General features: G+C 32.3%; 26 protein-coding genes. 10 read left to right on the forward strand and 16 right to left on the reverse strand.

The features are described from left to right. Positions 1-125 precede the first annotated feature (125 nt). Together LUU93_RS10250 and LUU93_RS10255 are read right to left on the reverse strand one after the other, a co-directional pair. A complete protein-coding gene (locus tag LUU93_RS10250) occupies positions 126-905 on the reverse strand; it encodes a zinc ribbon domain-containing protein (protein WP_232680886.1) in 780 nt (259 codons plus the stop codon). Between the two features lie 3 nt (positions 906-908). After that, the gene (locus LUU93_RS10255; protein ID WP_232680888.1) at positions 909-2003 is read right to left on the reverse strand and encodes a Nif3-like dinuclear metal center hexameric protein; all 1095 of its coding nucleotides are present in this window, start codon (positions 2001-2003) and stop codon (positions 909-911) included. Positions 2004-2193: 190 nt separating this feature from the next. Between LUU93_RS10255 and LUU93_RS10260 the strand changes: the two genes are divergently transcribed. From LUU93_RS10260 to lpxK, 3 genes are read left to right on the forward strand one after another with little or no spacing between them, the layout of a single operon-like run. Then, entirely contained in the window at positions 2194-2442 is a 249-nt protein-coding gene (locus LUU93_RS10260; protein ID WP_073486552.1) for a DUF2683 family protein, read from the forward strand. Beyond that, a complete protein-coding gene (locus tag LUU93_RS10265; RefSeq protein ID WP_232680891.1) occupies positions 2424-2705 on the forward strand; it encodes a Txe/YoeB family addiction module toxin in 282 nt (93 codons plus the stop codon). The genes LUU93_RS10260 and LUU93_RS10265 overlap by 19 nt, the downstream gene beginning before the upstream one ends. 4 nt (positions 2706-2709) lie before the next feature. Then, entirely contained in the window at positions 2710-3732 is a 1023-nt protein-coding gene (lpxK, locus tag LUU93_RS10270) for a tetraacyldisaccharide 4'-kinase (RefSeq protein WP_232680896.1), read from the forward strand. A 25-nt stretch (positions 3733-3757) separates the two neighbouring features. On the opposite strand, the gene LUU93_RS10275 is transcribed toward lpxK, so the two are convergent. The 3 genes from LUU93_RS10275 to lipA form a co-directional block, all read right to left on the reverse strand. Continuing rightward, positions 3758-5929 carry a tetratricopeptide repeat-containing hybrid sensor histidine kinase/response regulator gene (locus LUU93_RS10275; RefSeq protein ID WP_232680898.1) on the reverse strand — a complete coding sequence of 724 codons (2172 nt, stop codon included), beginning with the start codon at positions 5927-5929 and terminating at the stop codon, positions 3758-3760. A 26-nt stretch (positions 5930-5955) separates the two neighbouring features. Beyond that, on the reverse strand, positions 5956-6954 hold the full coding sequence (gene gap / locus LUU93_RS10280; protein WP_232680900.1) for a type I glyceraldehyde-3-phosphate dehydrogenase: 999 nt from the start codon (positions 6952-6954) through the stop codon (positions 5956-5958). An 89-nt stretch (positions 6955-7043) separates the two neighbouring features. After that, positions 7044-7910, reverse strand: coding sequence for a lipoyl synthase (gene lipA, locus LUU93_RS10285; RefSeq protein WP_232680903.1), 867 nt, complete (start codon positions 7908-7910; stop codon positions 7044-7046). Positions 7911-8239: 329 nt separating this feature from the next. Between lipA and LUU93_RS10290 the strand changes: the two genes are divergently transcribed. Further along, positions 8240-9106, forward strand: coding sequence for a M48 family metalloprotease (locus LUU93_RS10290; protein ID WP_232680905.1), 867 nt, complete (start codon positions 8240-8242; stop codon positions 9104-9106). 56 nt (positions 9107-9162) lie between these two features. Here LUU93_RS10290 and LUU93_RS10295 read toward each other — a convergent pair whose 3' ends face one another. The 10 genes from LUU93_RS10295 to recF form a co-directional block, all read right to left on the reverse strand. Further along, a complete protein-coding gene (locus LUU93_RS10295) occupies positions 9163-9543 on the reverse strand; it encodes a PH domain-containing protein (RefSeq protein WP_012022332.1) in 381 nt (126 codons plus the stop codon). A gap of 219 nt (positions 9544-9762) precedes the next feature. After that, entirely contained in the window at positions 9763-10596 is an 834-nt protein-coding gene (locus LUU93_RS10300) for an energy transducer TonB (RefSeq protein WP_232680907.1), read from the reverse strand. Positions 10597-10752: 156 nt separating this feature from the next. Continuing rightward, entirely contained in the window at positions 10753-11304 is a 552-nt protein-coding gene (locus tag LUU93_RS10305; RefSeq protein WP_232680909.1) for an RNA polymerase sigma factor, read from the reverse strand. Further along, positions 11295-12401: a glycosyltransferase gene (locus tag LUU93_RS10310; RefSeq protein WP_232680910.1), complete on the reverse strand. Its 1107-nt coding sequence runs from the start codon at positions 12399-12401 to the stop codon at positions 11295-11297. Before LUU93_RS10310 ends, LUU93_RS10305 begins: the two co-directional genes overlap by 10 nt. A gap of 84 nt (positions 12402-12485) precedes the next feature. Beyond that, positions 12486-13100: an FMN-binding negative transcriptional regulator gene (locus LUU93_RS10315; RefSeq protein WP_232680912.1), complete on the reverse strand. Its 615-nt coding sequence runs from the start codon at positions 13098-13100 to the stop codon at positions 12486-12488. Positions 13101-13281: 181 nt separating this feature from the next. Next, complete coding sequence (locus tag LUU93_RS10320; protein WP_232680914.1) at positions 13282-13782, reverse strand: hypothetical protein; 501 nt, start codon at positions 13780-13782, stop codon at positions 13282-13284. A 38-nt stretch (positions 13783-13820) separates the two neighbouring features. Next, on the reverse strand, positions 13821-14834 hold the full coding sequence (gene murB, locus LUU93_RS10325) for a UDP-N-acetylmuramate dehydrogenase (RefSeq protein WP_232680916.1): 1014 nt from the start codon (positions 14832-14834) through the stop codon (positions 13821-13823). Positions 14835-14965: 131 nt separating this feature from the next. After that, positions 14966-16027 (reverse strand): glycosyltransferase, encoded by a 1062-nt coding sequence (locus LUU93_RS10330; RefSeq protein WP_232680917.1) that lies wholly within the window; start codon positions 16025-16027, stop codon positions 14966-14968. A gap of 239 nt (positions 16028-16266) precedes the next feature. Beyond that, positions 16267-16944 carry a DUF2461 domain-containing protein gene (locus LUU93_RS10335; protein WP_232680919.1) on the reverse strand — a complete coding sequence of 226 codons (678 nt, stop codon included), beginning with the start codon at positions 16942-16944 and terminating at the stop codon, positions 16267-16269. 137 nt (positions 16945-17081) lie between these two features. Continuing rightward, the gene (recF, locus tag LUU93_RS10340; protein ID WP_232680921.1) at positions 17082-18161 is read right to left on the reverse strand and encodes a DNA replication/repair protein RecF; all 1080 of its coding nucleotides are present in this window, start codon (positions 18159-18161) and stop codon (positions 17082-17084) included. Between the two features lie 381 nt (positions 18162-18542). On the opposite strand from recF, the gene LUU93_RS10345 reads away from it, so the two are divergent. From LUU93_RS10345 to LUU93_RS10370, 6 genes are all read left to right on the forward strand, one after another. Next, entirely contained in the window at positions 18543-19322 is a 780-nt protein-coding gene (locus LUU93_RS10345) for a tetratricopeptide repeat protein (RefSeq protein ID WP_232680923.1), read from the forward strand. A gap of 84 nt (positions 19323-19406) precedes the next feature. Beyond that, entirely contained in the window at positions 19407-19979 is a 573-nt protein-coding gene (gene ribH, locus LUU93_RS10350; RefSeq protein ID WP_232680924.1) for a 6,7-dimethyl-8-ribityllumazine synthase, read from the forward strand. A gap of 176 nt (positions 19980-20155) precedes the next feature. Next, positions 20156-22084 (forward strand): DNA mismatch repair endonuclease MutL, encoded by a 1929-nt coding sequence (gene mutL, locus LUU93_RS10355; RefSeq protein ID WP_232680925.1) that lies wholly within the window; start codon positions 20156-20158, stop codon positions 22082-22084. Next, positions 22081-22878, forward strand: coding sequence for a rhomboid family intramembrane serine protease (locus LUU93_RS10360; protein ID WP_232680927.1), 798 nt, complete (start codon positions 22081-22083; stop codon positions 22876-22878). The genes mutL and LUU93_RS10360 overlap by 4 nt, the downstream gene beginning before the upstream one ends. 45 nt (positions 22879-22923) lie before the next feature. Beyond that, complete coding sequence (locus tag LUU93_RS10365) at positions 22924-23787, forward strand: rhomboid family protein (protein WP_232680929.1); 864 nt, start codon at positions 22924-22926, stop codon at positions 23785-23787. 16 nt (positions 23788-23803) lie between these two features. After that, a complete protein-coding gene (locus LUU93_RS10370) occupies positions 23804-24856 on the forward strand; it encodes an endonuclease/exonuclease/phosphatase family protein (RefSeq protein ID WP_232680931.1) in 1053 nt (350 codons plus the stop codon). 89 nt (positions 24857-24945) lie between these two features. Here LUU93_RS10370 and LUU93_RS10375 read toward each other — a convergent pair whose 3' ends face one another. Then, on the reverse strand, positions 24946-25560 hold the full coding sequence (locus LUU93_RS10375; protein WP_232680932.1) for a WbqC family protein: 615 nt from the start codon (positions 25558-25560) through the stop codon (positions 24946-24948). Between the last annotated feature and the right edge of the window lie 56 nt (positions 25561-25616).

The raw sequence follows: 25616 nt of genomic DNA on the forward strand, positions 1-25616 counted from the left end.
GTCACAGATTAAAAGGATTAAAAAGATTTTATTCAGCATAAGAATAATTTAATCTGTGTTAATCCTTTTAATCTGCGGCAAAAATAATGGCAAAAAAAAGTCCCGATTTAATCGGGACTTGATATTTAGAATTTTGAGAACAATTGTTCCATTTTCTCTTTTTCTTCTTCTGCTAATTGAGTGTCAACTAAAATTCTTCCAGAGTGCTCATCAGTAATGATTTTCTTTCTTGAAGCGATTTCAACCTGAGTTTGCGGCGGAATCGTAAAGAAAGATCCTGCAGAAGCTCCTCTTTCGATAGAAACTACAGCTAATCCGTTACGAACACTGCTTCTGATTCTGTTGTAAGCAGCTAATAATCTGTCTTCGATTTGAGCTGAAAATTCAGCTGATTTCTCAGATAAGAAGATTTCTTCTTTTTGAGTTTCAGCCATAATAGCATCTAATTCAGATTTTTTATGTTTTAAATGAGAGCTTTTAGCATCAAGTTTTTCTTTTAAATTAGAAATAACTTCTTTTTTGTGCTCGATAGAAGCTTTCATTTCTTTGATTTGCTTTTCAGCTAATTGAATTTCTAATTCCTGAAATTCAACTTCTTTTGTCAAAGAATTAAATTCTCTGTTGTTACGAACTGATTCTTGTTGTTTTGTGTATTTCTTGATAACCTCTTTATGCTCCTCAATAGCAATTTTCTTTGCTTTGATTTGCTCCTCAATCACTTCAAGTTCACCTTTCAGTTTTTCTGAACGAGTGCTCAAACCTGCAACTTCATCTTCTAAATCTTCAACCTCTAAAGGAAGTTCTCCTCTAACGTTTCTGATTTCGTCAATTCTAGAGTCAATAAGCTGTAAATCATATATTGCTCTTAACTTGTCCTCAACACTTAATTCTTTCGTATTCGTCATATTCTATAAGTACTTAACTGGATTTGTATTTTCTTCCGATAAAATGATCGCAAAATTAAGAATTTTTTTTCGAAGATAATCAACAATATAGTTTTTTGTATAGCGTTCACTCTCAAAATGACCAATATCGGCTAAAAGTAACTTGTTTTCTGCTTCATAAAACTGATGATATTTTAAATCAGCAGTTAAAAATGCATCGGCTCCAGCCTGAATTGCATTTTTTATGGCAAAGCTTCCCGAGCCACCCAAAACAGCTACTTTTTTTACTTTTTTTCCGGTAAAGGCAGAATGACGAATACCGCGTGCAATCATAATTTCTTTTACATAAAGTAGAAACTCTTTTTCATCCATTTCATTTTCTAATTCGCCAATCATTCCTAAACCAATATTTTGATGTGCGTTTTGTAAATCGTAGATTTCATAAGCCACTTCTTCATAAATATGATTCGTTAAGAGTGCTTTTAAAACTCTGGATTGTAAATGTTTTTCAAAAATAACTTCAATTTTTATTTCGGTTCCGGTATGTAATTTTTCTTTTTCTCCAATAACCGGATTGCTTTTTTCATTTCCTTTAAAAGTAAAAAAGCCCTCAGAATTAAAACTGCAGTTATCATAATTTCCTATAGTTCCTGCACCGGCTTCGAACATGGCATTTCGAACTTTTTCAGCATTTTCAGGAACGGTGTAAGTAACTAATTTTTGCAGAAATTGCTGTTTTGGAATTAAAATTTTGGTGTTTATTAAACCTAAGGTATTACAGAAAATATTATTAACTCCCTGCGAATGATTGTCTAAAGCAGTATGTACGGCATAAATTGCAATATCATTTTTAATGGCTTTTAAAATAGCTCGCTCGACATAGTTTTTGCCGGTAATTTTTTTAATTCCAGAAAATAAAATAGGATGAAAGCAAACTACGAGATTGCAATTTTTAGTTATTGCTTCTTCAATTACATTTTCTAGCGCATCATGACAAACTAAAACTCCGTTACTCTCGTTTTCCAGATTTCCTACTAAAAGTCCCACATTGTCAAAATCCTCTGCATAGGCGAGAGGTGCCATTTCTTCTAGTACGGTTATAATGTCTTTGATCTTCATTTTTTGTTTCAAGTTTTATTGTTTCAGGTTTCAAGTTTTTTCAACAGATGACAAACCTTAAAGCTAAAACAAATTAACGAAGAAACATATCAACTTTAAAATATTTGATATTTTTTTGTAGTTAGTAATACGGATAATACAGTATTACGGCTATTACTAATTTTGTATCTTTGTGTTTAAATTGATAAACATGACTACAATAACAATAAAAATTAACGAACGCACTAAAGCGGGAAAAGCTTTTATCGCTATGTCTGAATCTTTTTTTAAAAATGCAGATGGAATAGAGATTATTGAAACAGATTCAAAAAAAATTAAAAAAACAGAGAGTATATATAGTCCTGAATTTGTTGCGAAAATTAAAAAAGCAGAAGCAAATATTAAAAAAGGAAAAACTACAAGATTAAATCCTGATGATATATGGGGAAGTATTTTGTAGACTTTGAGGATATTGCTCGTAGGGATTTAAAAAATCACTATAAATCAGGAAATAAAGCTACTATTAAAAAAATTGAAAAAATACTTTTAGAATTAACGGAAAGTCCTTTTTCTGGGGAAGGACAGCCAGAAGAATTGAAATACAATTATACAGGTTATTGGTCGAGAAAAATCAATAAAAAAGACCGACTAATTTATAGGGTAGAAGAGGAAATTGTGACTGTTATTATTGTTTCTGCAATGGATCATTATTCAGATAAATAATTCTATGAACTTACTTCGAAAAATACTTTTCCCTTTCGCCATTCTATACGGATTCATAACCAGCATTCGTAATTTTCTTTTTGACAAAGGAATTTTAAAATCAACTTTTTTTGATATTCCGGTTATTGCAGTTGGAAATTTAAGCGTAGGCGGAACCGGGAAAACTCCGCAAATTGAATATTTGATTCGGTTATTATCTGATAAATATAAAGTGGCGACTTTAAGCCGGGGTTATAAAAGAAAATCGGAAGGTTTTGTTTTGGCAGATGCAGTTTCGAATGCTGAAATTCTGGGCGATGAGCCTTTTCAATTTTATCAAAAATTCCCAAATGTTCAGGTTGCAGTTGATGCCAATCGTACAAACGGAATTACACAATTGCTTTCGCAAAAAAATAAGCCACAGGTAATTTTATTAGATGATGCTTATCAGCATCGAAAAGTAAAAGCTGGATTTTATATTCTGCTGACTTCCTACGGAGATTTATATGCAGATGATTTTATGCTGCCAACAGGAAATTTAAGAGAAAGCAGAAGTGGAGCCAACAGAGCTAATATTGTTGTGGTTACTAAATGTCCAAATAATTTATCGGAAGAAAAACAAGCTGAGATTCGTTTGAAATTAAAGCTAAATTATTCACAGCAGATTTTCTTTACTTTTATAGATTATGATACTGTAATTTATGGCAAAAATGAAAAGATTGCTGTTGATGAAATTAAATCAGAATCAAAGCTGCTTTTAGCAGGAATTGCAAAACCAAAACCATTTTTTGATTATTTAAAAAATGAAAATGACGAATGTTTGATTTTTCCGGATCATCATCATTTTTCTGATGCCGATTTAGATTCTATCCAAAATAAAGCAAACGGAAGAAAAATTATTACAACCGAGAAAGATTATGTTCGCTTAAAAGATTCAAAGCTGGTTTCTCAATTGTATTACCTGCCAATAAAAAGCATGTTTATCAATCATCAGCAAAATTTTGATGTTTCGATTTTACAGTATATAAAAGAAAACTTAGAATCTTAGAAACTCAGCATCTTAGAAGCTTTTACTAATCAAAAAACTTAGCAATTGTACTGTAAAACTCGTCGGGAACAAAAGGTTTTGTAATTACATCATTCATTCCAAAAGATAAAAGCATATCCCTGTTTTCGTCAAGCGAAATAGCTGTCAATGCAATAATAGGAGTTGTTTTATCAAAGTCCCGTATTTGCTGTGTTGCAGTAGTTCCGTTAATTCCGGGCAAATGCACATCCATTAAAATCATATCAAAACGTTTTACTTTTAAAAGCTCGACTGCATCTTCGCCATTGTCGATAATTTCGCAGCAAATCATTTTGTTTTCAAGCATTTTACGCGTAATCATTTGATTGATTTTGTTGTCTTCAATCAGTAAAATAGACTTGTGTTTTAATTGTTTGTCGTTATATGGTTTTTCCTCTGTAACCGCTTCCAAAGGTTCGTTGTTAATTTTAAAATTTAATTTGAAAGTAAAAGTTGATCCTTTGCCAACTTCACTTTTTAGTTTGATTTCACCTCCTAAAAGTTCGATTAACTTTTTAACAATCGTAAGCCCTAATCCTGTGCCGCCATATTTTCGATTTACTTCAATAGAACCTTGTGAAAAACTTTCAAATACGGTTTGCAGTTTATCTTCGGGAATACCAATTCCGGTATCGACTATTTCAAAATAAATGGTTGCATTTTCATCTTCCTGTGCAAATAATTTCGCAATTACATTTACATTTCCGTTTTGTGTAAATTTTAGTGCGTTGTTAATTAGGTTTAATATAATTTGAGATAATTTGGTAGGGTCGCCAATTAAACTGTCTGGAATTGCATCGTCAATTTCGAGATTGAAATAGTTTTTATTAGCCGTTGCCAGTTCTTTTAGAGAACTTTGAATATTAAAAAGTAATTCTTTTAAATTAAAACTAATGTTTTCAACTTCAACTTTAGTTGAGTCAATTTTATTAATTTCAAGAATTTCGTTTATAAAAGTAGTAAGATAATTTCCTGAGAATTTTAGCGATTCTAAGTATTTTAACTGTGCTTTTTTTGGATTATCTTCAAGAAGTAAATGTGTGATTCCGTTAATCGCATTTAAAGGCGTCCGCAGTTCATGACTTACAGTTGATAAAAACTCTGATCTTGCTTTTGATGCTTTTTCGGCTTTATTTTTTGCCAGGATAAGTTCTTTGTTTTTTTCTCTTAAAAGTAAATTATTCTGATTTCGAATAATATTGTTTTTGTACAATGCTAAACTCAAAAGTGATAGAATCGAAATTAAGGCAATCGCCAAAATACTGACTAATTTAGAATAACGATACGTTTTTAGCTGGATTTTTTCTTCGCTTTCTCGTTTAAGCGTATTGTTTAAGGTTTGATTTTTTTTGAATTTTTGAAATTCGTTAAAATCTATTTTCGCATTTTTTAATTTTAGAATATAATTTTCTAACTGATAATGTTCATCTAAGTAAGAATAAGCTAAATCAAAATTTCTATTTTGTTTATAATATTGACTTATTGCTAAAGTTATTTTTGATTTTTGCGAAAGATTATTTGTTTTATCAGTATAATCAAGAGCTTTTTCAAAATAAATCATAGCAGAATCATTCCGTTTAAGCTGTGCTTCAATTAATCCAAGTTGATAATAAGAATCACTTTTGGTTTCTAAAATCAATGGATTATCTGGTTTTCTGATGATTTTTTGGAAGGTTTTGGCAGCTAAACGAAAATTTTTATTTGTTTTAAATGCGAGCGCTTTTTGATAATCTAAAATTTCAGAACTATCAACAATGCCAAGCTGTTTTAAAAGTTTTTGGGCTTTTGCATAATAAATATCTGCAGTTTTATAATCACCTTTTGCGGTATTTACTGCTCCAATATATTGGAATGCTAAGATTTTAGTGCAAGTTGGTTTTACGCTGTCAAATGAAGAAACACTTTTGTGAAAGTTTTTTAATGCTTCGTCATACTTCCGCTGGTTGTAGTAAATTTTTCCAAGCTTAAAAGTTTGGTTGGCTAAATTTTCAGGGATGTCATTAGTTTCGCAAAAATCAATTGATTTTTTAGTGTAAAAAACGGCCTGACTGTACTCTTTGCTGTTTAGTTTTTTATTTGCCAGTTTATTATAATAGGAAACACTGTCTGTATTCTGTTTGATTTGAGAATACAAAAATGAATTAAAAAAACAAACAACAGATAAAAGATAGTACTTCATGTATGGCAGTGCATTTACAATGAATCTTATGTTTTTCTTATCAGTAAAATCAAATCAATTAATCTTGATGAATAGCCAATTTCATTGTCATACCAACCCACGACTTTTACCATTTTATCAATGACAGAAGTTAATTGTGCGTCGAACAAACACGAATGTGTATTGCCAATTATGTCAACAGAAACGATAGGATCTTCTGTGTAATCTAATATTCCTTTTAAATTTGTTTTTGAGGCTTTTTGAAATGCAATGTTAATTTCTTCAATAGTAACAGCGCGCTTAACATTGAATGTAATGTCTGTCAATGAACCATCGGGAACAGGGACACGAATCCCGCAGCCTCCTATTTTTTCATGCAATTTAGGAAAAATTTTTGTTAATGCCTTAGCTGCACCTGTAGTTGTTGGAACAATTGACTGACTTGCACCTCTAGCCCTGCGTAAATCCTTATGTGGCTGGTCATGAAGACTTTGGTCTGTCGTGTAAGAATGTATCGTTGTAATGTATGCTTGCTCAATTCCGCATAACTCTTCAATGATTTTTATCATCGGAGCGGCGTTATTTGTCGTACAGCTTGCATTTGAAACAATATTCTCTGTTCCGTCTAGTATGTTTTCATTAACTCCAAGAACTACTGTTTTGATAGTATCAACCTCTGATGGTGCAGAAAGTATCACTTTTTTTGCTCCGGCTTCAATATGCGCATTTATTTCTTCATGCGTTTTATACTTCCCCGTCGATTCAATTACAAAATCTATTGCCTGACTTTTCCAGTCCAGATTTGAAATATTTTTTTCATGAAAAAATAAATAATGCTTCTCATCTATAATAATTCCTGTTTCATCATAACTTACAGGAAAAGGCAGAACTCCGTGTATACTGTCGTATTTTATTAAATGCGACATGGTTTTATTATCTGCAATATCATTAATTGCAACAACTTCAATTTCAGGATGATTTATAAGAAGACGAAATAAATTTCTTCCAATTCTTCCAAAACCATTAATAGCAATTCTTGTTTTCAATGTTTTGTTTATTTGTTTAATTGTTTAATCGGTAAATCATTTAATCGGAGTACGGTTAAACAAATTGACGATTAAACAGTTAAACTTTTTTATAAAATATGTTTTTGTGCTTTGTATGAAGAACGAACAAGCGGTCCGCTTTCTACATGACGAAATCCTAATTCAAGACCAAATTTCTCATATCTTGCAAATTGATCAGGGGTTATAAATTCCTTTACCGGCAAATGTTTTTTACTTGGCTGCAGGTATTGACCAATGGTAACAACATCAACATTTGCATTACGCAGATCGGTCATGGTTTGAAAAACTTCTTCTTCAGTTTCGCCAAGACCAAGCATAATTCCAGATTTGGTTCTGTTTATTCCTTTTTCTTTCAAATAACGTAAAACCTCTAAACTGCGATCATATTTTGCCTGAATACGAACTTCGCGGGTTAAACGGCGAACGGTTTCAACATTATGAGAAACTACTTCAGGATTTGCTTCAACAATTCTGTCAATATTTCTTTCAATTCCCTGAAAGTCCGGAATCAAAGTTTCAAGAGTAGTATTTGGGTTCATTCTACGGATTGCTTTTACAGTTTCCATCCAAATGATAGAGCCTCCGTCTTTTAAATCATCCCTGTCAACACTTGTAATTACAGCATGTTTAATATTCATAATTTTTATAGAACGCGCTACTTTTTCAGGTTCGTCCCAATCTACCGTTTCCGGGCGTCCGGTTTTAACACCGCAAAAACCGCAGGAACGGGTGCATACATTTCCTAGAATCATGAAAGTTGCTGTTCCTTCTCCCCAGCATTCTCCCATATTTGGGCAGCTTCCAGAGGTGCAGATCGTATTTAAGCTGTATTTGTCAACCAAACCGCGCAGTTCAGTATATTTTTGTCCAATTGGTAATTTTACCTTTAACCATTTCGGTTTTGCAGGCGGTATGTTTTCAATGACTGTTTCCATATATCATAAATCAGAACACAAAGATACGGAATGTTGTTTATTTGATGATTTGTTTGATGGTTATTTTGAAAATATGAACTTTTGTTTTTGTCTGGCAAAATGAGGATTGTTTTGCTGGAAAGTTAAAAAGCTGTGTTTTGTGAAATAAAACGGTTTTGCATTGTGTCTTTTCTCTATATTTTAAATCTTAGAATATTAATATTCATAGTTGATTGATTATTACTCGTTTAATTTTTATACCTTTAATTGTTATAAAATAAACTTAAAAGAATTTATTTTGAAATTTTATTTGTAATACATTTGGTGTTAAATTGTAAATTGAATTAGATATGAAAAAGAAAATTATCGCATTAGGGGTTTTGTTTGTTGTTTTTGGTTTTACAAAAATGAATGCACAGATTAATTTAGGTGAAAAAGCGATAGGAGCGGTTCAGAAAGGTGTAACAGCTTTCACTTTAACAAATGCTGATGCCGCAACACTTTCAAAAGAAGCAGTAGCTAAATTAGATACCGAAAATCAAGTAGCAGGACCAAATGATGGTTATACTTTGCGATTAAATAGAATTTTTGGAAAACATACAGCAGGTGATGGTTTTACTTTAAATTATAAAGTATATAAATTAAAAGAAGTAAATGCTTTTGCAACTGCAGATGGAAGTGTACGTGTGTATTCAGGATTAATGGATATCATGGATGATAACGAATTATTAGCCGTAATTGGCCATGAAATTGGTCACGTTGCTAATAATGATTCAAGAGATGCGATGCGTGCGGCTTACCAAAAAGAAGCATTAATTGATGGAGCATCATCACAATCTGCTAAAATATCTGCAGTAACAGACAGCCAGTTAGGAAAAATTGGAAGTGCTTTAATCGATAGTAAACACAGCCGTAAACAAGAAACAGAAGCTGATTTATACTCTTATAACTTCTTAAAGAAAAACGGTTATAATGTAAATGCTGAAGAATCTGCTTTCAGAATTTTAGCTAAAATGAGTGAAGGAGCCGAAGCTTCATTTATTGATCAAATGATGAGTTCGCATCCTGATTCTAAGAAAAGAGCTGATGATGCAAAGGCAAGAGCAGAAAAAGATGGAGTATATAAACCATACGTTCAGCAAAAAATCGATAATACAGTTCCTAAAAAGACAACTGCGAAAAAAACAACAAAGAAGACAACAACAAAGAAAAAATAGTTTTTGATATCATGTAAAAACGGCAAGTCTTAGATTTGCCGTTTTTTATTTTATAATTAACCTAAAACATGATGTGCTAAAACTTTTTGAACATCATATACGTTTACAGATTTATTAAATTGTTTTACGATACTAGGATTTAATTCACTTGACACCCAGATTTTTAGTTCGGCATCAAGGTCAAATGTTCCGGCTGTTTCTACGCTAAAACGAGTAATGCTTTTGTAAGCGATAGATTTGTATTCTGTTTTACTACCTGTTAATCCCTGAACATCTACTAAAATTAATCTTTTGTTTGTGAAGATAAAAGTATCACGAATAAGTTTGAATCCCATTTCAATTTCTTCGTTATCGGTTAAAAGCTGACCGTATTTTTTAAGTAAATCTTCCTGACTTACTGTACCGGCATTGCCCATAAGAGCTGAAAATATTCCCATTTTATTGTTTTTAAATTGATTAATTGTCTTTGAATATCTTGTAAAAATAAGTAAAATGGAGAATAAAAAAGTTTTCTAACCATTAAGAGATTAAGAAAAATTAAGACTTGGATTAGAAGCTCAACTTATTTTTCTTAATCTCTTAATGGTGAAATTCTATTTTTAGCCATAAAAAAAGCAGAACCTAAATTCTGCTTTTTCTTTTTCTATATTTTATTTTTATTCAGTTTGTCCTGTTTGTATTGTTATTGGAAGATTGTACGCCGTACGAACTGGTTTTCCAGCTAATATGCCCGGAGCCCATTTTGTTTTTAATGATTTTAAAACTCTAACAGCTTCTTTTCCCATTCCAAATCCTGGATCGTTTTTAACAATAATGTCAGTCATTGTACCGTCTTTTTCAATTACAAATGAAACGTAAACACGCAAAGTTCTTTCTGCATCCAATTCTGGTTTTGTAAAATTGTTACCAACATAAGTGTAAAACTTTTTAATTCCTCCAGGGAACTCTGGTAATTTGTCTAAAACACTTGTGTTTACAATTGTTGTTCCATTGCTGCCTGAATCAGCAATTGCTGGTTCTCCACCGCCAGTTCCTGGCACTGCATTTACTACCGTTCCATCTGTCCCTGTAGCATTGTCTACATGAGGAGTGTTATTAATGTTAGGTGCAATGTCTGGTGTTGCCTGATCTGATGTTACTATAACCGGATGTGTCAATTGGCTTGACTCTACTATTGGTGCCGCCGGTTCAGTTGATTGCACTGGAGGAGCAATAGGTTCCGTTGTTTTTGGTATTACTATTGGGTCAACATCTGTTAAATGAATAACAGGGTCAAAAGGAACTGGTTCCTCAACAGGATCATGTGTTCTAAATTTATTAATCAGCATCGATACACTTCCTAAGGCTGTTAGTAACAACAAGGCCATAAATAATGCCGTAACTGTTGTTTTAGAGTTTTCCTGGCGTAATTGGTACGCTCCGTATTCTTTGTTTTTGTTTTCGAAAACAAGATCGATCCACTTGTTTTCATAGATGCTTAATTTAGTCATGATTTTTGGATTTTAAGGTTAAGTAACTTTAAATCATACGCGATATGGAATTGGGTTTTAGCAAACAACGCAGAAGTTGTTGTTTTAGTGTGTGAATAAATTATTTTTTTAAGAAAAAATATGATTATATTTTATTCTTTTTCTAAAGATAATAAATTATCTATTACGCTCGATGATTTCTGCCAATAATTTTTTAGCACGAAGTAATTTCACTTTTACGCTGCTTAGAGGCTCATTAATTTTGTCGGCAATTTCCTGATAGGACATTTCCTGAAAATAACGAAGATGAATCACTTCCTGATAATGGGGTTTTAATTCTTTGATGCATAAAAGCAAACGGGAGAGGTTCTGCTCTTTAATTAATGCGTCTTCTGCAGATGGAGTAGTGTCGGCAATATTATATGCCTGTTGATCTTCAGTATCAGTGATTTCTATAAAAAGATTGGTTTTCTTTTTACGTAATAAATCAATATAAACATTTTTTGCAATTGCAATTAACCAAGTGTTAAACTGAAATTCGGGGTTATAAGAACCTATTTTATCGAATGCTTTTGAGAAAGTTTCAATGGTGATATCTTCTGCCGTAGTTTCATTTTCTGTGCGTTTAAGCATAAAGCCATAAACTTCATTCCAAAAATAATCTAATAAAAAAGTAAAGGCGACCTGGTCACCTTTTTTTGCTTTTTCTATTTTAGAATTTATTTCCAATATACAGGTTTTGAAAAAATATTAGTTATAAAGATATTAATTTGCGTTATAATAAGCGCAATTTCTAATACAGGAAACCAAATTTTAATATCATTTTCTTTGAGTTTTCCTGCAGAAAAGCCAATTACTGTCCAAACTACAGTATAACGTGTTGCTAAAATTGCTGCAACAGCAATCCACTGAAACTGAAAAGCCAGCAGGATTATAACTAATAAAAAGAAAAATAATTGTGAAACAAAGAAAAGTCCTAATTGAAATTTATCAAAAAATTTATAATGTTCAGCCGTAGAAACGTGTCTTCGTTTTTGTGTAAACCAGTCTTTATAAGATTCTTTTGGGTTTGAATAAGTAAAGCTTTCCGGTGTATATGATATTGTAGTATTCGATTTGTTTGCAGCCTGATTGATAAATAAATCATCGTCGCCGGAACGTACCTGGATATGATCAATAAAACCATTTACATTGAAAAATTCGTCTTTTTTATAAGCTAAATTTCTCCCAACACCCATATACGGAAGTCCTGCTTTTGCCCAGGAAAAATACTGAACAGCAGTTAAAACAGTTTCAAAACGAATAATTTTGTTTAATAAAGAATTTTCTATTTTTTCATAGCCACCATAACCTAAAACTATAGTTTTTTCTGTGGTAAATTGCGAAGCCATTGTAGTAATCCATTCTTTCGAAGTAGGATAACAATCTGCATCTGTAAATAATAAGTATTCTTTTTTTGCAGCTTTAATTCCTAAGGTTAAAGCGTATTTTTTATTTCCCCAAAAAGCTTCGTTGTTTTCAACTTTAACCAAGCGGATGTTCTGATATTTTTGCTCAAATTCTTCAAATACTTCAAGGGTTTCATCACTCGATGCATCGTCAATTAAAACAATTTCAAAATCAGGATAATTTTGTTCTGCTAATAACGGAATAAATTTCTTTACGTTTTCTTCTTCATTTTTTGCACAGACAATAACAGAAACCGGAACATTTTTTGGTTTAACATCTTGAGGTTTACCAAAAGCAAATTTTCCAAAAATCCCTAAATAATAGAAAAGTTGAATAAAAACAATAGCAATAAAAAAGTAAAGTAAAATTATAAGCATATGGTCTTAATGTCTGTTAATGTTCCAAATTTTGCGAGAACAAAGGTAGTTATGAATTCCTAATTTTCAATGTTTAATCCTAATTTACTTTCGGCATTTTGACATTTCTTTTGCAATAGCAATAGACTGAGGGTTTTCTGTTTTTTCCAGCTCCAAAATTATGTTTTTATAATTGTGGTCGTCGCGGTTTTGAGACAATTTTTTAGTGGCCTGAATTTCATTAATTTCTATTTCAAAACCAAAAATCCCTCTGGCTTCGCGCATGGTTTTGGCAGATAAATTTTCAACGCGAACTGGGTTTTCAGAGTTTGCTTCGTATTTGTCAACAAGCTTTTTGAGCTGCTCTACAGTTGTGGTGTAATCTACAATTTTGATTCTTCCGTAAACATGTACAGCTATATAATTCCATGTTGGAACATTTTCATGATCGTACCAAGAGGATGAAATATAGCTATGCGGACCTGTAAAAATGGCTAAAACCTGGTCGTTTTCTGCAAAACCTTCAGCTTGTGGATTCAGTTTAGAAATATGCCCTTGAAGGATTTCTTTTCCATCAGCGTTAATTTCTAATTCTATCGGAATATGCGTTGCACATAATTTTTCGTTAGTCTGATTGATTAGGATTCCAAAACTATTCTCTTTTAAAAAAGTTCTGATTGATTCCGGATCTTCATCTTTATATAATTCTGGTGTGTACATTTTCTGAATTTGCTTTCAAGATTTTTTTGTTACTGCGTTCACTTCAGCATCAATATGAATTCTTGAATTTTTCAAAACGAAGATAAAGATTTGTTGATAATTCAAAGGTACTTTCTATAACTTTTTCGGTTTTTGATGTTGTTAATTTATAAGGAAGATTTTTTAATCATCAGTTTAAATTTCAGCTCAATTTTTTTGAGTTCAAATAAATTTGAATTACGCTTAGGTATAAAATAGTAACACCGATAAAAGTAAAAATTATTCCTTCGATTAAACATTGTGTTCCAAAATCATCAGAAAATAAGGTTCTAACGGGACGAAATAATTGTGATACTATTTCTTTTCTGAAAAACTTAACTCTTAACAGAATGTATAATACAATTGCAACTATAATTGAATTGAGTGATGAAAGTTTACTCTTCCAGTTTACAAAAGAAAGTATAGCAATTCCAATCAATGAACCTAAAAATATCCAGACATATACACTTGGCCAAAAGTTAAAAACACCTTCATCTGCGGGTAATAATTTATTCCAGTATTGTGAGTGCTGATATTGAGAATGTGTTTCTGCCCAGATGATTTTTTCAGATACTGTATAAAATCTAAGCTGCAGAATACCATTTATAAGGAAAATCATTCCGAATATTTGGAGTAAAATAACTTTGATATTTAATTCTTTCATTAAGGTTTGGTTGGTAAGCTTGTAAAGTATGAGTTTTTTTAAATCACATTTACTTCGGCTTCAATTTGAATACCGAAGATTTCAAAAACTGTTTGCTGCACCTGTTTTGAAACGTCTAAAATTTCCCGGCCGGTTGCGTTTCCGTAATTTACTAAAACCAAAGCCTGATTTTTATGAACTCCGGCATCACCAAAACGTTTTCCTTTAAAGCCTGCCTGTTCAATAAGCCATCCTGCAGGTACTTTTACTTCGGTTGGAGAAACTTCATAAAACTTCATTTCAGGAAATTTTTGATGGATTTTTTCGAAATCAGATTTCAATAAAATGGGGTTTTTAAAGAAACTGCCACTGTTTCCTAATTCTTTAGGATCAGGTAATTTGCTTTGCCTGATAGCAATTACAGCGTTGCTTACATCTTTTAAAGTAGGTTCAGAGACATTATTCTTAGCCAATTCAGCCAAAATATCTCCATAAGATGTATTGATTTTATGATTGCGTTTTGTCAATTTATAAATTACCGAAGTAATAATAAATTGATCTTTTACTTCGTGTTTAAAAATGCTTTCGCGGTAACCAAAATTACATTCGGTGTTGGTAAAAGTTTTTATTTCCTGAGTTTCAATGTTCATCGCTTCGCAGGAAACAAAAGTATCTTTAATTTCAGTTCCGTAAGCACCAATATTTTGAACAGGAGTTGTACCGACATTTCCCGGAATTAGAGACATATTTTCTAATCCGCCAAAATTGTTGTCGATTGTCCAAAGTACAAAATCATGCCATACTTCGCCAGCCTGACTTTCAACCCAGACAAAATCATTGTCTTCTTTAATAATCTTTTTGCCTTTTAAATCGATATGAATAACCAATGCGTCAATATCTTTTGTTAAAAGCATATTGCTCCCGCCGCCAAGAATAAATTTTTTCTCGTTTTTGTTTTTTTCTAAAATAGTTTTCAGTTCTTCAACAGAGTGTACTGCAGTAAATTTTTTAGCTTTGGCTTCTATGCCGAAAGTATTATAGTTTTTTAAAGAAAAATTGGATTGGATATGCATGTGTAAAAGGCTTTTTAATCTGAGGTCAAAAGTAAGGATTATAATTTTTTTCTAACCGCAAAGAACACAAAGTTTTACGCTAAGGGCATAAACCTTAGCGAACTTTGCGTAAAACTTTGTGTTCTTTGCGGTTAAATTGCTTTTCGGGAATCTAAAAGTTCATGATATTTATCCGCAATAACCTTCATATTAATATTATAATTAGCATTTTCCTCTACAAATTTTCTATTTCGAATAATTGCCTCATTTCGGGATTCAGGATTTTCAAAAGACCAAATTAATTCATCGGCAAGCATTTCAATATTATCAATTTCAATTAATTGTCCGTTTTCACGATGCGTAATCCAGCTTTGATTTCCCGGAATATCTGAAACTACAGGATAACAATTGCAGGCCATAGCCTCAAATAATGATGCCGAAACACCTTCGGTAATTGGCATGCTGATATAAATATTCGATTGCTGTAATAATTTTGGCAGTTCTGTATTTGGGATTCTTCCTGTAAAAATTACTTTGTTTTCGATTTGCAGTTCTTTAGCTAAATCTTTTAAAAATTGCAGCCTTGTTCCATCGCCAACAATAGTCAGCGAGAAATCAATTCCCTTTTGATGTAAAATACCAAATGCTTTTAAAATAGAATCATGTCGATATTCCGGTTGCAGCGATCTCGTAACAATCGCTTCAATTTTATTTGAATGGTTTGCTGAAGGTGTAAAAAGCGATAAATCAATCCCTTTGGGAAGAACCAAAACTTTGTTCATGTCAACGCCAATGGCTTTCATGGAAATCGTCATAACTGGCCCCCAGGCATGAATTAAGTGCGCTTTTTTGAAAGCATATTTCTGAATGAATTTCTTAAATGGATATAAAACAGAATTTTCCGGCCATAAATCAGTTCGGCCTTGCTGTGCAACAGCAATAGTTTTTGAGCCAGATAAAGCAGCTAGAAATCCGTAACTTGTAGTTCTTTCGGCAATAACCATATCTGGTTTTGCTGTCCTGATTATTTTTCGAATCGAAACAGGAGCGAAGAAATATTCTAAAATGCGTTTGAATCGGTTAAGTTTTGAATTGCTGGGAGATTGAAGTTCCCAGGTAATTATTTCAAAATCGCCAAATTCTTTCAAGCCTTTCGTCCAGGTTATAGCATCGGCGCGATATGATTCACCAAGAAAAAGTATTTTTCTTTTCATTAAATGAGTTTTTTTGCCGCAGATTTCACAGATTAAAAGGATTTATAGTAAAGTTGCCACGAATTGCACAAATTTCCACAAATTTTTAATTGTGATTGGTTTAATTTTGACAAAGTTTAAAAAATTTTGTCAAATTCATTAATTAGTGCTAATTTGTGTAATTGCTTCACCTGTTCGCTATCGCTCGGGGCGTAGCGAAAAAAAATCATTTTAATCTGTGAAATCTGTGGCAGATAAAATTAAGATTCATCAGTGTCTAAAGCACGGTTTATGAATTCGTTTAAAGGTTTTAAAGCAATCAGTTTTTTACTCATTTTTGAAACGAAATCTTTTTGAGTCACTTCAGAAATATCATATTTTTGGGAAGCTGTAAAACTTTTCAACTTTAAAAATTCAATAGCCGGATGATCTTTTTCGTAACCTCTCGGCGGATTTTTAAGCGAATTATTTTCATCAACATCTAAACTTCCAAATTCTTTTTTGAAATTTTTATCTGCTAAAACAGCTTCTAAATCATCATGGAAAAAAGCAATTTCTTTACGTACTTTTTTCAAATCCTCCGCTTCAGGCGAATAAAATCCTCCTGCTATAAAGCTAGCTCCTTTTTCAATATGAACATAATATCCCGAACGGTTTAGACCTTTTGCGCCAGATGAAAGCCAGATGCCTAAATGTGCTTTATAAGGAGATTTGTCTTTAGAAAAACGAATGTCTCGGTTAATTCTAAAAGTACAGTTTTTAACTTCCAATAATTCCAGCGAAGGATCAAGAGGTTTCATTACATCCAGAAAATCACTCACTAATTGATGATAATCTTTTTTGAAGATTTCATAACGCTTTTTATTGTCCTGAAACCAGTCTCTATTGTTGTTCTTTTTTAAATCGTCTAAAAACTGTAATGATTCTTTCGTAAGCATATTATGTGTTTTTATTGCAGTTGTTTTAAGTTTGCCACTAATTACACGAATTTACACTAATTTTTTAATTGCTTATCGCACAACTTTGACAAAGTTTTAATTCGTGAAAATTCGTGTAATTAGTGGCAAAAAAAACTTTATAAATTAAATATCTTATAGGTTTGATGCGTAGATTTTACAATTGCTTCAGTTCGTTCCGGGTGTGTATCTGAAATAAAAAGCTGTCCAAAAGTTTCACTGTTTACCATTTCGACAATTTTGGCAACACGGGTTTCGTCCAGCTTATCAAAAATATCATCAAATAATAAAATAGGTTTTACACCGCTTTGTTTTTTTAAAAACTCAAACTGAGCCAGTTTTAATGCAATCAAAAAAGATTTTTGCTGTCCCTGAGATCCGAATTTTTTTATGGGATGCGAATCAATTTCAAAAGACAAATCGTCTTTATGAATTCCAGAACTTGTATAATGCAGTGCGCGATCTTTATTGATGGTTTCCTGTAAAAGTGTCAACAAATCTTTTTCGAACAAATGACTTTCATAAACTAACTGAACTGTTTCTTCAGAACCGGTTATTGCTTGATGATGTACATTAAATATAGGTATAAATTGTTCCAGGAAATCTTTTCTCTTTTCAAAAATCGATTTTCCGTATTCATTTAACTGCTCATTATATATAGATAAGGTATCATTATCAAAAGTATGATTGAGCGCAAAATATTTTAAAAGTGCATTTCGCTGTACAATTACTTTTTGATATTGAATAAGCTGATGCAGATAAGTCGAATCTAACTGCGAAATAACACTGTCCATAAACTTACGGCGTGTTTCACTTCCTTCAACAATTAAATCACGGTCAGCAGGAGAAATAATTACGAGCGGAATAAAACCAATATGATCTGAGAATTTATCATAAGCCTTTCCGTTTCTTTTTAAAATCTTCTTTTGGCCTTTTTTTAAACTACAGACAATTTGTTCTGTTCTGTCGTTTTTTTCTAATTCGGCATCAATGACAAAAAACTCCTCTCCGTGTTTGATATTTTGAATCGCCAGCGGATTAAAATAACTTTTTCCGTAAGCCAGATGATAAATGGCATCTAGTACATTGGTTTTTCCAATTCCATTTTTTCCAACAAAACAATTGATCTTGATGTCGAAATCAAAACTGGCTTCAGCGAAATTTTTATAATTGAATAAAGAAATTTTGTTTAAATGCATTTTTAAGAGACTTCTAAAAAGATAAAATTTGATGTTTTCTATTAATTTGCTGCCTTTTTTCTTCTGCCACAGATTAAAATGATTAAAAAGATTTTTTTACAGAGACTCTTTAATCTGTGAAAATCTGTGAAATCTGTGGCTAAAACCAAGCTTTAGCTCAGAAAAATGTTATTTGAAACATCAAAAATTTGAGGGTGCAAATTATCGAAAATTATCGATATAAAGGACTTTTGGTGCGTTTCAAGTTGATTTATTTTGGTGCTGATGCGAAAGGAGTTAGGATTATTAAAAATATTTGTTTTAAAATAGTGATAAAATTGATTTTTTTTGCCTCAGTTTCAAGAAAAATTTTATTTTTGCCGTTCACTAAATTAATTTTAAATGGCTACTTACAATAAAAGAGGATATAAAGCACCAAAAGAAAAGGAAGTTAAAGAAGTAAATGAAGAACAACAGGTAATTATTGACGAAAAAGACAGCACAACAGCTGGTGTTTTTTCTAAATTAGATGAAACTGCTTCAAGAACTGAGGATTGGGTTGCTAAAAATCAAAAAATCATTATTGGTTTAGTTGCTGGTATTGCAGTTGCTACTATTGGTTATTTGGCTTACCAAAAATTTATTGAAAATCCTAAACAAGACGAAGCTGCAAACGAAATGTTTGTTGCACAACAGAACTTTCAAAAAGCTGTTGATGGTGTTGCAAGTGATTCATTGTATAAATTAGCATTAAACGGGTCTGAAGGTAAATTTGGATTTGTAAAAATCGCTGACGAATATTCTGGGACTGACGCTGGAAATTTAGCAAATTACTATGCTGGTATGGCATATTTAAATACAGGTAAATTTGATGATGCTATTAAGTATTTAGGAGAATTTAAATCAGATGATTTAATCTTAAGCGCTCTGGCTAAAGGAGCAATTGGAGATGCTTACTCTCAAAAAAACAATCAAAAAGAAGCTTTAAACTATTATGTAAAAGCTGCTGAGGCTAACAAAAACGATTTTACAACACCTCGTTTCTTGTTAAAAGCTGCTAAAACAGCAATTGCTTTAGGTCAAAAAGAAGATGCTTTAAAATATCTAAACGATATTAAAGATAACTTCGATGCAGCTCCAGAAGCTGGTGCTGTTGATGCCTTGATTGGATTAGCGCAATAATATTATTGTAGAGTTAAGATTTTAGATTTTAGATTTGTATTTTTACAATCTGAAATCAAAATTCTAAAATCTTAAATATTAAAGATGGCTACTGAAAATAAAAATTTATCAGAATATGATAAAAACACAATCCCAAATGCGAAAGACTTTCGATTTGGGATTGTTGTTTCTGAGTGGAACGATGTTATAACAGAAGGACTTTACAATGGCGCTTTTGACGCACTAATTGATTGTGATGTTCCCGCGCAGCAAATTATTCGCTGGAATGTACCAGGGAGTTTTGAGCTTATCTATGGTGCAAAAAAAATGCTTCAAACACAAAACGTTGATGCAGTAATCGTAATTGGATGTGTAATTCAAGGAGAAACCAAGCATTTTGATTTTGTTTGTGAAGGTGTAACGCAGGGAATTAAAGATTTGAATGTTCAAACAGATATTCCGGTTATTTTTTGTGTTTTAACAGATAATAATATGCAGCAGTCAATTGACAGAAGCGGCGGTGCTCACGGAAACAAAGGGACTGAAGCTGCAATTGCTGCCATAAAAATGGCATACATTCGCCAGCAGGCCTCTATCTCGCATCCTTTTAATCAGCCTTTATTGACTTCTGGTGCACTTCAGATAGAAGATTCTCCAAGAAAAATAGAGAACGAATAAAAACACATTTGTTTTAAAATATTAAAACCTATACTGTGTCATAATAGTATAGGTTTTTTGTTTTTTTTATGATTTCACATATTCAAAAAGCCAGTATAAATTCACTAAATTTGTGCAGCTTGGTTTAGATTTAAATCAAAAATCTTAAATCGTTAATCTACAATCTAAAATTTTCAATGTCGAGTATTATTCAATTACTTCCTGATCACGTTGCTAACCAAATTGCTGCTGGAGAAGTGGTTCAAAGACCCGCCTCAGTTGTAAAAGAGCTGTTAGAAAATGCTGTTGATGCAAAGGCAACTGATATTAAATTGATTATAAAAGACGCCGGTAAATCATTAGTTCAGGTTATTGATAATGGCGTGGGAATGACCGTTACAGATGCACGTTTGTGTTTTGAACGTCACGCTACATCAAAAATTCGCCAGGCCGAAGATTTGTTTTCTCTTGCTACAAAAGGTTTTCGCGGCGAAGCATTGGCTTCTATTGCGGCAATCGCACACATGGAGATGAAAACTAAACAAGAACAGGATGAACTAGGAACACATATTGTTATTGAAGGGAGTAAATTTGTTTCGCAGGAAGTGGCTGTTTTACCAAAAGGAACATCATTTGCTGTTAAGAATTTGTTTTTTAATATTCCGGCGCGTCGTAATTTCTTAAAATCAGATACAGTTGAATTTCGCCATGTAATGGATGAATTTCAACGCGTGGCGTTAGCGCATCCAAATATTCATTTTAGTTTTTATCATAACGGAAGCGAATTGTATAATCTTCCTGCGGCAGGATATCGTCAGCGTATTGTTGGGATTATGTCTGGTAAAACCAATGAAAAATTAGTTCCAGTAAATGAAGATACAGAAATTATAAATGTTCAGGGATTTGTCTGTAAACCAGAATTTGCCAAGAAAAACAGGGGAGAACAGTTCTTTTTTGTAAACGATCGTTTCATAAAAAGCGGTTATCTGCATCATGCGGTTATGGCAGCTTATGACGGACTTTTGAAAGATGGTTCTCAGCCAAGTTATTTCTTATATCTGCAAGTTCCGCCAAATACAATCGATATCAATATTCATCCCACAAAAACCGAAATTAAGTTTGATGATGAACAAGCCTTATATGCTATTTTAAGAGCTTCGATCAAACATAGTTTAGGGCAGTTTAATGTGGCTCCGGTTTTAGATTTTGACAGAGATTCAAATTTAGATACACCTTATCATTATAAAGATGTAGAAGCAGAAGTGCCAACAATTCAGGTTGATGGAACTTTTAATCCTTTTACAGATGATAAAACCAATCAACATTACACAAAAGCGGGTTCAGGATCAAGTTCTGGTTATAGTTCAGGATCTTCTTCCTCTTCAAATTCATCTTCGTCTTATTCAGGCTATTCAAAAAGAGTAGAGCCAACAGTAAGCTGGGAAAGTTTGTATGTTGGTTTAGATACAGAAAATGCTGAAAGTATCGAAAGTTCACCATTTACATTCGAAAATGAAGAAGTAACATCATCTTTATTTAATGATGATGAAGTTGAACAGGCAGCTCAGAAAACGTATCAAATTCATAAAAAATATATTGTTTCGCCAATAAAATCAGGAATGATAATCGTTGATCAGCAGCGTGCGCATCAACGTATTTTATACGAACAATTTTTGTTGAATATGACTGTGAACCAAGCTTCAAGTCAGAAATTGCTTTTTCCTTTAGATTTATTTTATTCTTCTGCAGAAATGAAATTAATCGAAGAATTAAAGCCTTCGTTAGAAACAACCGGATTTATTTTTGAAGAAGCAAAAACAGATCATATTGTAATTTCGGGAATTCCGGTAAACATTACCGAAAGTGAAGTTTCTATTGTAATTGAACAATTACTAAGCGATTTGCAGGACGGAATTCCGGCAAGCAGCTACAGTCAAAATGATACCATTGCTAAATCGATGGCAAAAAGTTTAGCGGTTAAAACAGGATCTTATTTAACCGAAAAAGAACAAGATAATTTAGTAAACGGTTTGTTTGCTTGTAAAGATCCTAATATTTCACCTTTTCAAAAACCTACCTTCATCACTATGCGTGTTGAAGATATAGATAAAAAGTTTGCCTTATGATGAATATGACTCCAGTAGTTAAACAACTGCTAATTATTAATATTATATTTTTTATTGGTGCTCAGCTGGTGCCGGTTTCTTATGAATATTTTTCAATGTATTATCCGGAAAGCGATAATTTTAGGATTTGGCAGGTTATTACCCACATGTTTATGCATGCACCATTACCAAACTTTGCCCATATTTTATTTAATATGTTTGCATTATATAGTTTTGGTTCTGCGCTAGAGCATTTTTGGGGAGGAAAAAAATTCTTGTTTTTCTACATTTCCTGCGGACTTGGAGCAGCATTGCTTCATACAGGAGTGAATTATCTGCAATTACAATCTCTTTTAAATTCTGTGTCAGATTTAAATTTATCTAAAGCTGACCTTCATTTGATTTTGAATACAAGATATGAATCTGGCGAAATTATACAAGGTGAGGTTGCAGCTATTCTAAAAAACGCACATTGTACTCAAGAACAATTTAATGTTTTAGGACAGGCAGCCGGAATTGTACAGTCCCCTGTGTTAGGTGCTTCCGGAGCAATTTATGGTTTATTGACTGCGTTTGCTTTTATGTTTCCTAATGCACAGCTTGCTTTGTTATTTATTCCGGTTCCAATCAAAGCAAAGTATTTCGTTCCTGGAATTTTGGCAATCGATTTGTTTTTAGGATTTAAAGGAAGTTCATTATTTGGAAGCGGAGGAACAGGAATTGCACATTTTGCACATATTGGCGGTGCAGTTGCTGGTTTTTTAATGATGTTATACTGGAAAAAAAATCAGTTTAACAATAATCGATGGAATTAATTTTTAACTTTAATTAATTAAATTTAAAAACCAAAAGAAGACTTTATGAATATTCTTGACGATTTAAAACTTCAATATAAATTAGGCGGCATTGCGATGCAGGTTATTTATTGGAACATCGCTTGTTTTCTTATTTCTTTAGTATTTTTCTGGCCGAATTTTGCTGGAGCATTTGCTTACCCAAATTGGCTGGCTCTGTCTTCAGATCCTCAAGTATTCTTGTTTAAGCCCTGGACATTTTTAACTTATGCTTTTTTTCATTTCGATTTTTTGCATCTGTTATTTAATATGATGGTCTTGAACTTTGCAAGTAATTTGTTTTTGACTTTTTTTAATCAGAAACAGTATTTAGGACTATATCTTTTAAGTGCTCTTTTTGCTGGAGTTGTTTTTGTCTTAAGTTTTTATGTTTTAGGAACTTCTGCTTCAATAGTTGGCGCATCGGCTGCAATAATGGCAATTTTAGTTGCTGCTACGACCTATTTTCCATTAATGAATGTTCGCTTGTTTTTATTCGGAAACGTAAAACTTTGGCATATAACGGCTGTAATTTTGATTTTAGATTTAGTGCAATTACGTTCAGGTAATATGGGCGGGCATATTTCGCACTTGGCAGGCGCATTCTTTGGATTTGCCTATATAAAATTACTTCAGAATGGTACAGATTTAAGTATTATTGTTTCTAGAACATTAGATTTCTTTGCTAATCTTTTTAGAAAATCCCCAACGACCCCATTTACAAAAGTTCATAAAAATTACAAAAAACCTACAGAAAAAACTTCATCGAGAATTGTTACAAAAGACAAAACGCAGCAGCAAATTGATGAGATTTTAGATAAAATCAGCCAGTCTGGATATGACTGCCTGACAAAAGAAGAAAAAGAGTTTTTATTTAAAGCTGGAAAATAATCCTTAGCAAAAAAATATGAAAAACCTTTCGTGGTTTAATAAAATAATGTTCTTTTTGAATATAGTACTGACTGTGCTTACATTTAGTGTCTATGTTTTGCCGTTTTTAGCACCTAAGAGCTTTCCGCTTTTATCGGTGCTTACTTTGTTTATGCCGGCCTTTTTTGTGGCAAACGGACTCTTCTTTTTATATTGGGCAATTCAGTTTAAAAAACGCCTTATTTTATCTGGTTTGGTTTTGCTTACCGGAATTACTTTTATTAGCAAATTTTATAAATTCTCGGCTAAAGAATACGTAAAAGACGAAAGGGATTTTTCTGTAATGAGTTATAATGTGCGCCTTTTTAATGTCTTTAAATGGCTGGACCGTGATGATATCCCGGAAAATATAAAAGCATTTATTGATGAAAAAGACCCGGATATTTTATGTATTCAGGAATATTCAAACTCAGCGCATCTGGATTTAAAAGTGTATCCGCACCGCTATATTTTTATTGACGGAAACCAGATTAAAACCGGACAGGCAATATTTTCTAAATTTCCAATTATAAACGAAGGCAATATTATTTTTCCTAAATCAGATAATAATGTGATTTATGCTGATATTAAACGCGGGAAAGACGTAATTCGTGTTTATAATATGCACTTGCAGTCGATTAAAATTTCTCCTGATGTAAGTGAGATCTCTGATGATATTGATAAGGTAAACCAGCAGAAATCTCAGCGTATTTATGCCAGAATAAGCAAAGGTTTTACACAACAGCAGGAACAGGCTGAAATTTTTAAAGAAAACATCAAACAATGCAAGAATCCGATTATTATTTGCGGAGACATGAATAACAGTCCGTTTTCATACGTTTACCGTAATATTAAAGGAAAACTTAAAGATGCTTTTGAAGAAGCAGGAGAAGGTTTTGGAGCGACTTATAAATTTAAATATTATCCGGCCAGAATCGATTATATTTTTACAGATACTAAAATGAAAGTAAAGCAGTTCGAAAGCTTTTCTGATTTTGAAAATTCAGATCATTACCCAATAATGACCAGACTTTCAATAGAACAGTTTTAGTAGAGAGTTTTAAAAAAAGTTATGAGTTAAGTTATGAGTTATAAATCATTACACTTCAAACTTTAAACTCATAAGTCTTGACTTATAACTTATATTAGTTGCTGAGTTTTTAAGTAATCCATTGCAAACTTACCTTCGTTAAAAAGTAAATCCAAAACACTTAAATTGTTGATGAAACCATGTTTGTCATCAAAAACCTGAGTATATTTTTCAAAAGAATTTTGATCTTTTTTTCCATTTGCCAGGTATCTGAAATCAGAAATATTTTCAACTTCATGAAAATATTCAGCAGTTTTGCCAAATTCTAATTTCATTCGGAGACACTTTGTAACCGTGTCAAAAACTTCCATATTTAAATCCATAAGGAAAGTATGTTTCTTTTCGAAAATAGGCACGATATCATCTTCAAAATACTCAAAGAACGGAGAACTTCTATAAGCTGCCTCTAAGGATTTAAAATGCTGTTTCTGCCAGTCAAATTCGTTTTCAATCAATACATCTTTTGTTTTTTGATGCGCAGATTTAGAATGCTTAACAGGAATGTTTAATAATTGAATTCCATTCGGACTATAGATATACGTTCTGTTTCTATTTGTCTGCTTTTGAAAATTATCTTCCATTTCAAAAGTTATATTCTCAGATTGAGCCATAACTGCAAAGTGGCTAATTGATGGAAAATATGTAGGAAGTAATAAGGAATTCATGATTATTTTTTTTTGTTTAATCGGTAAATCGTTTAACCGTACTTTTAAGAAACGAT

It is taken from the genome of Flavobacterium soyae (assembly GCF_021245985.1).
Lineage (GTDB): Bacteria > Bacteroidota > Bacteroidia > Flavobacteriales > Flavobacteriaceae > Flavobacterium > Flavobacterium soyae.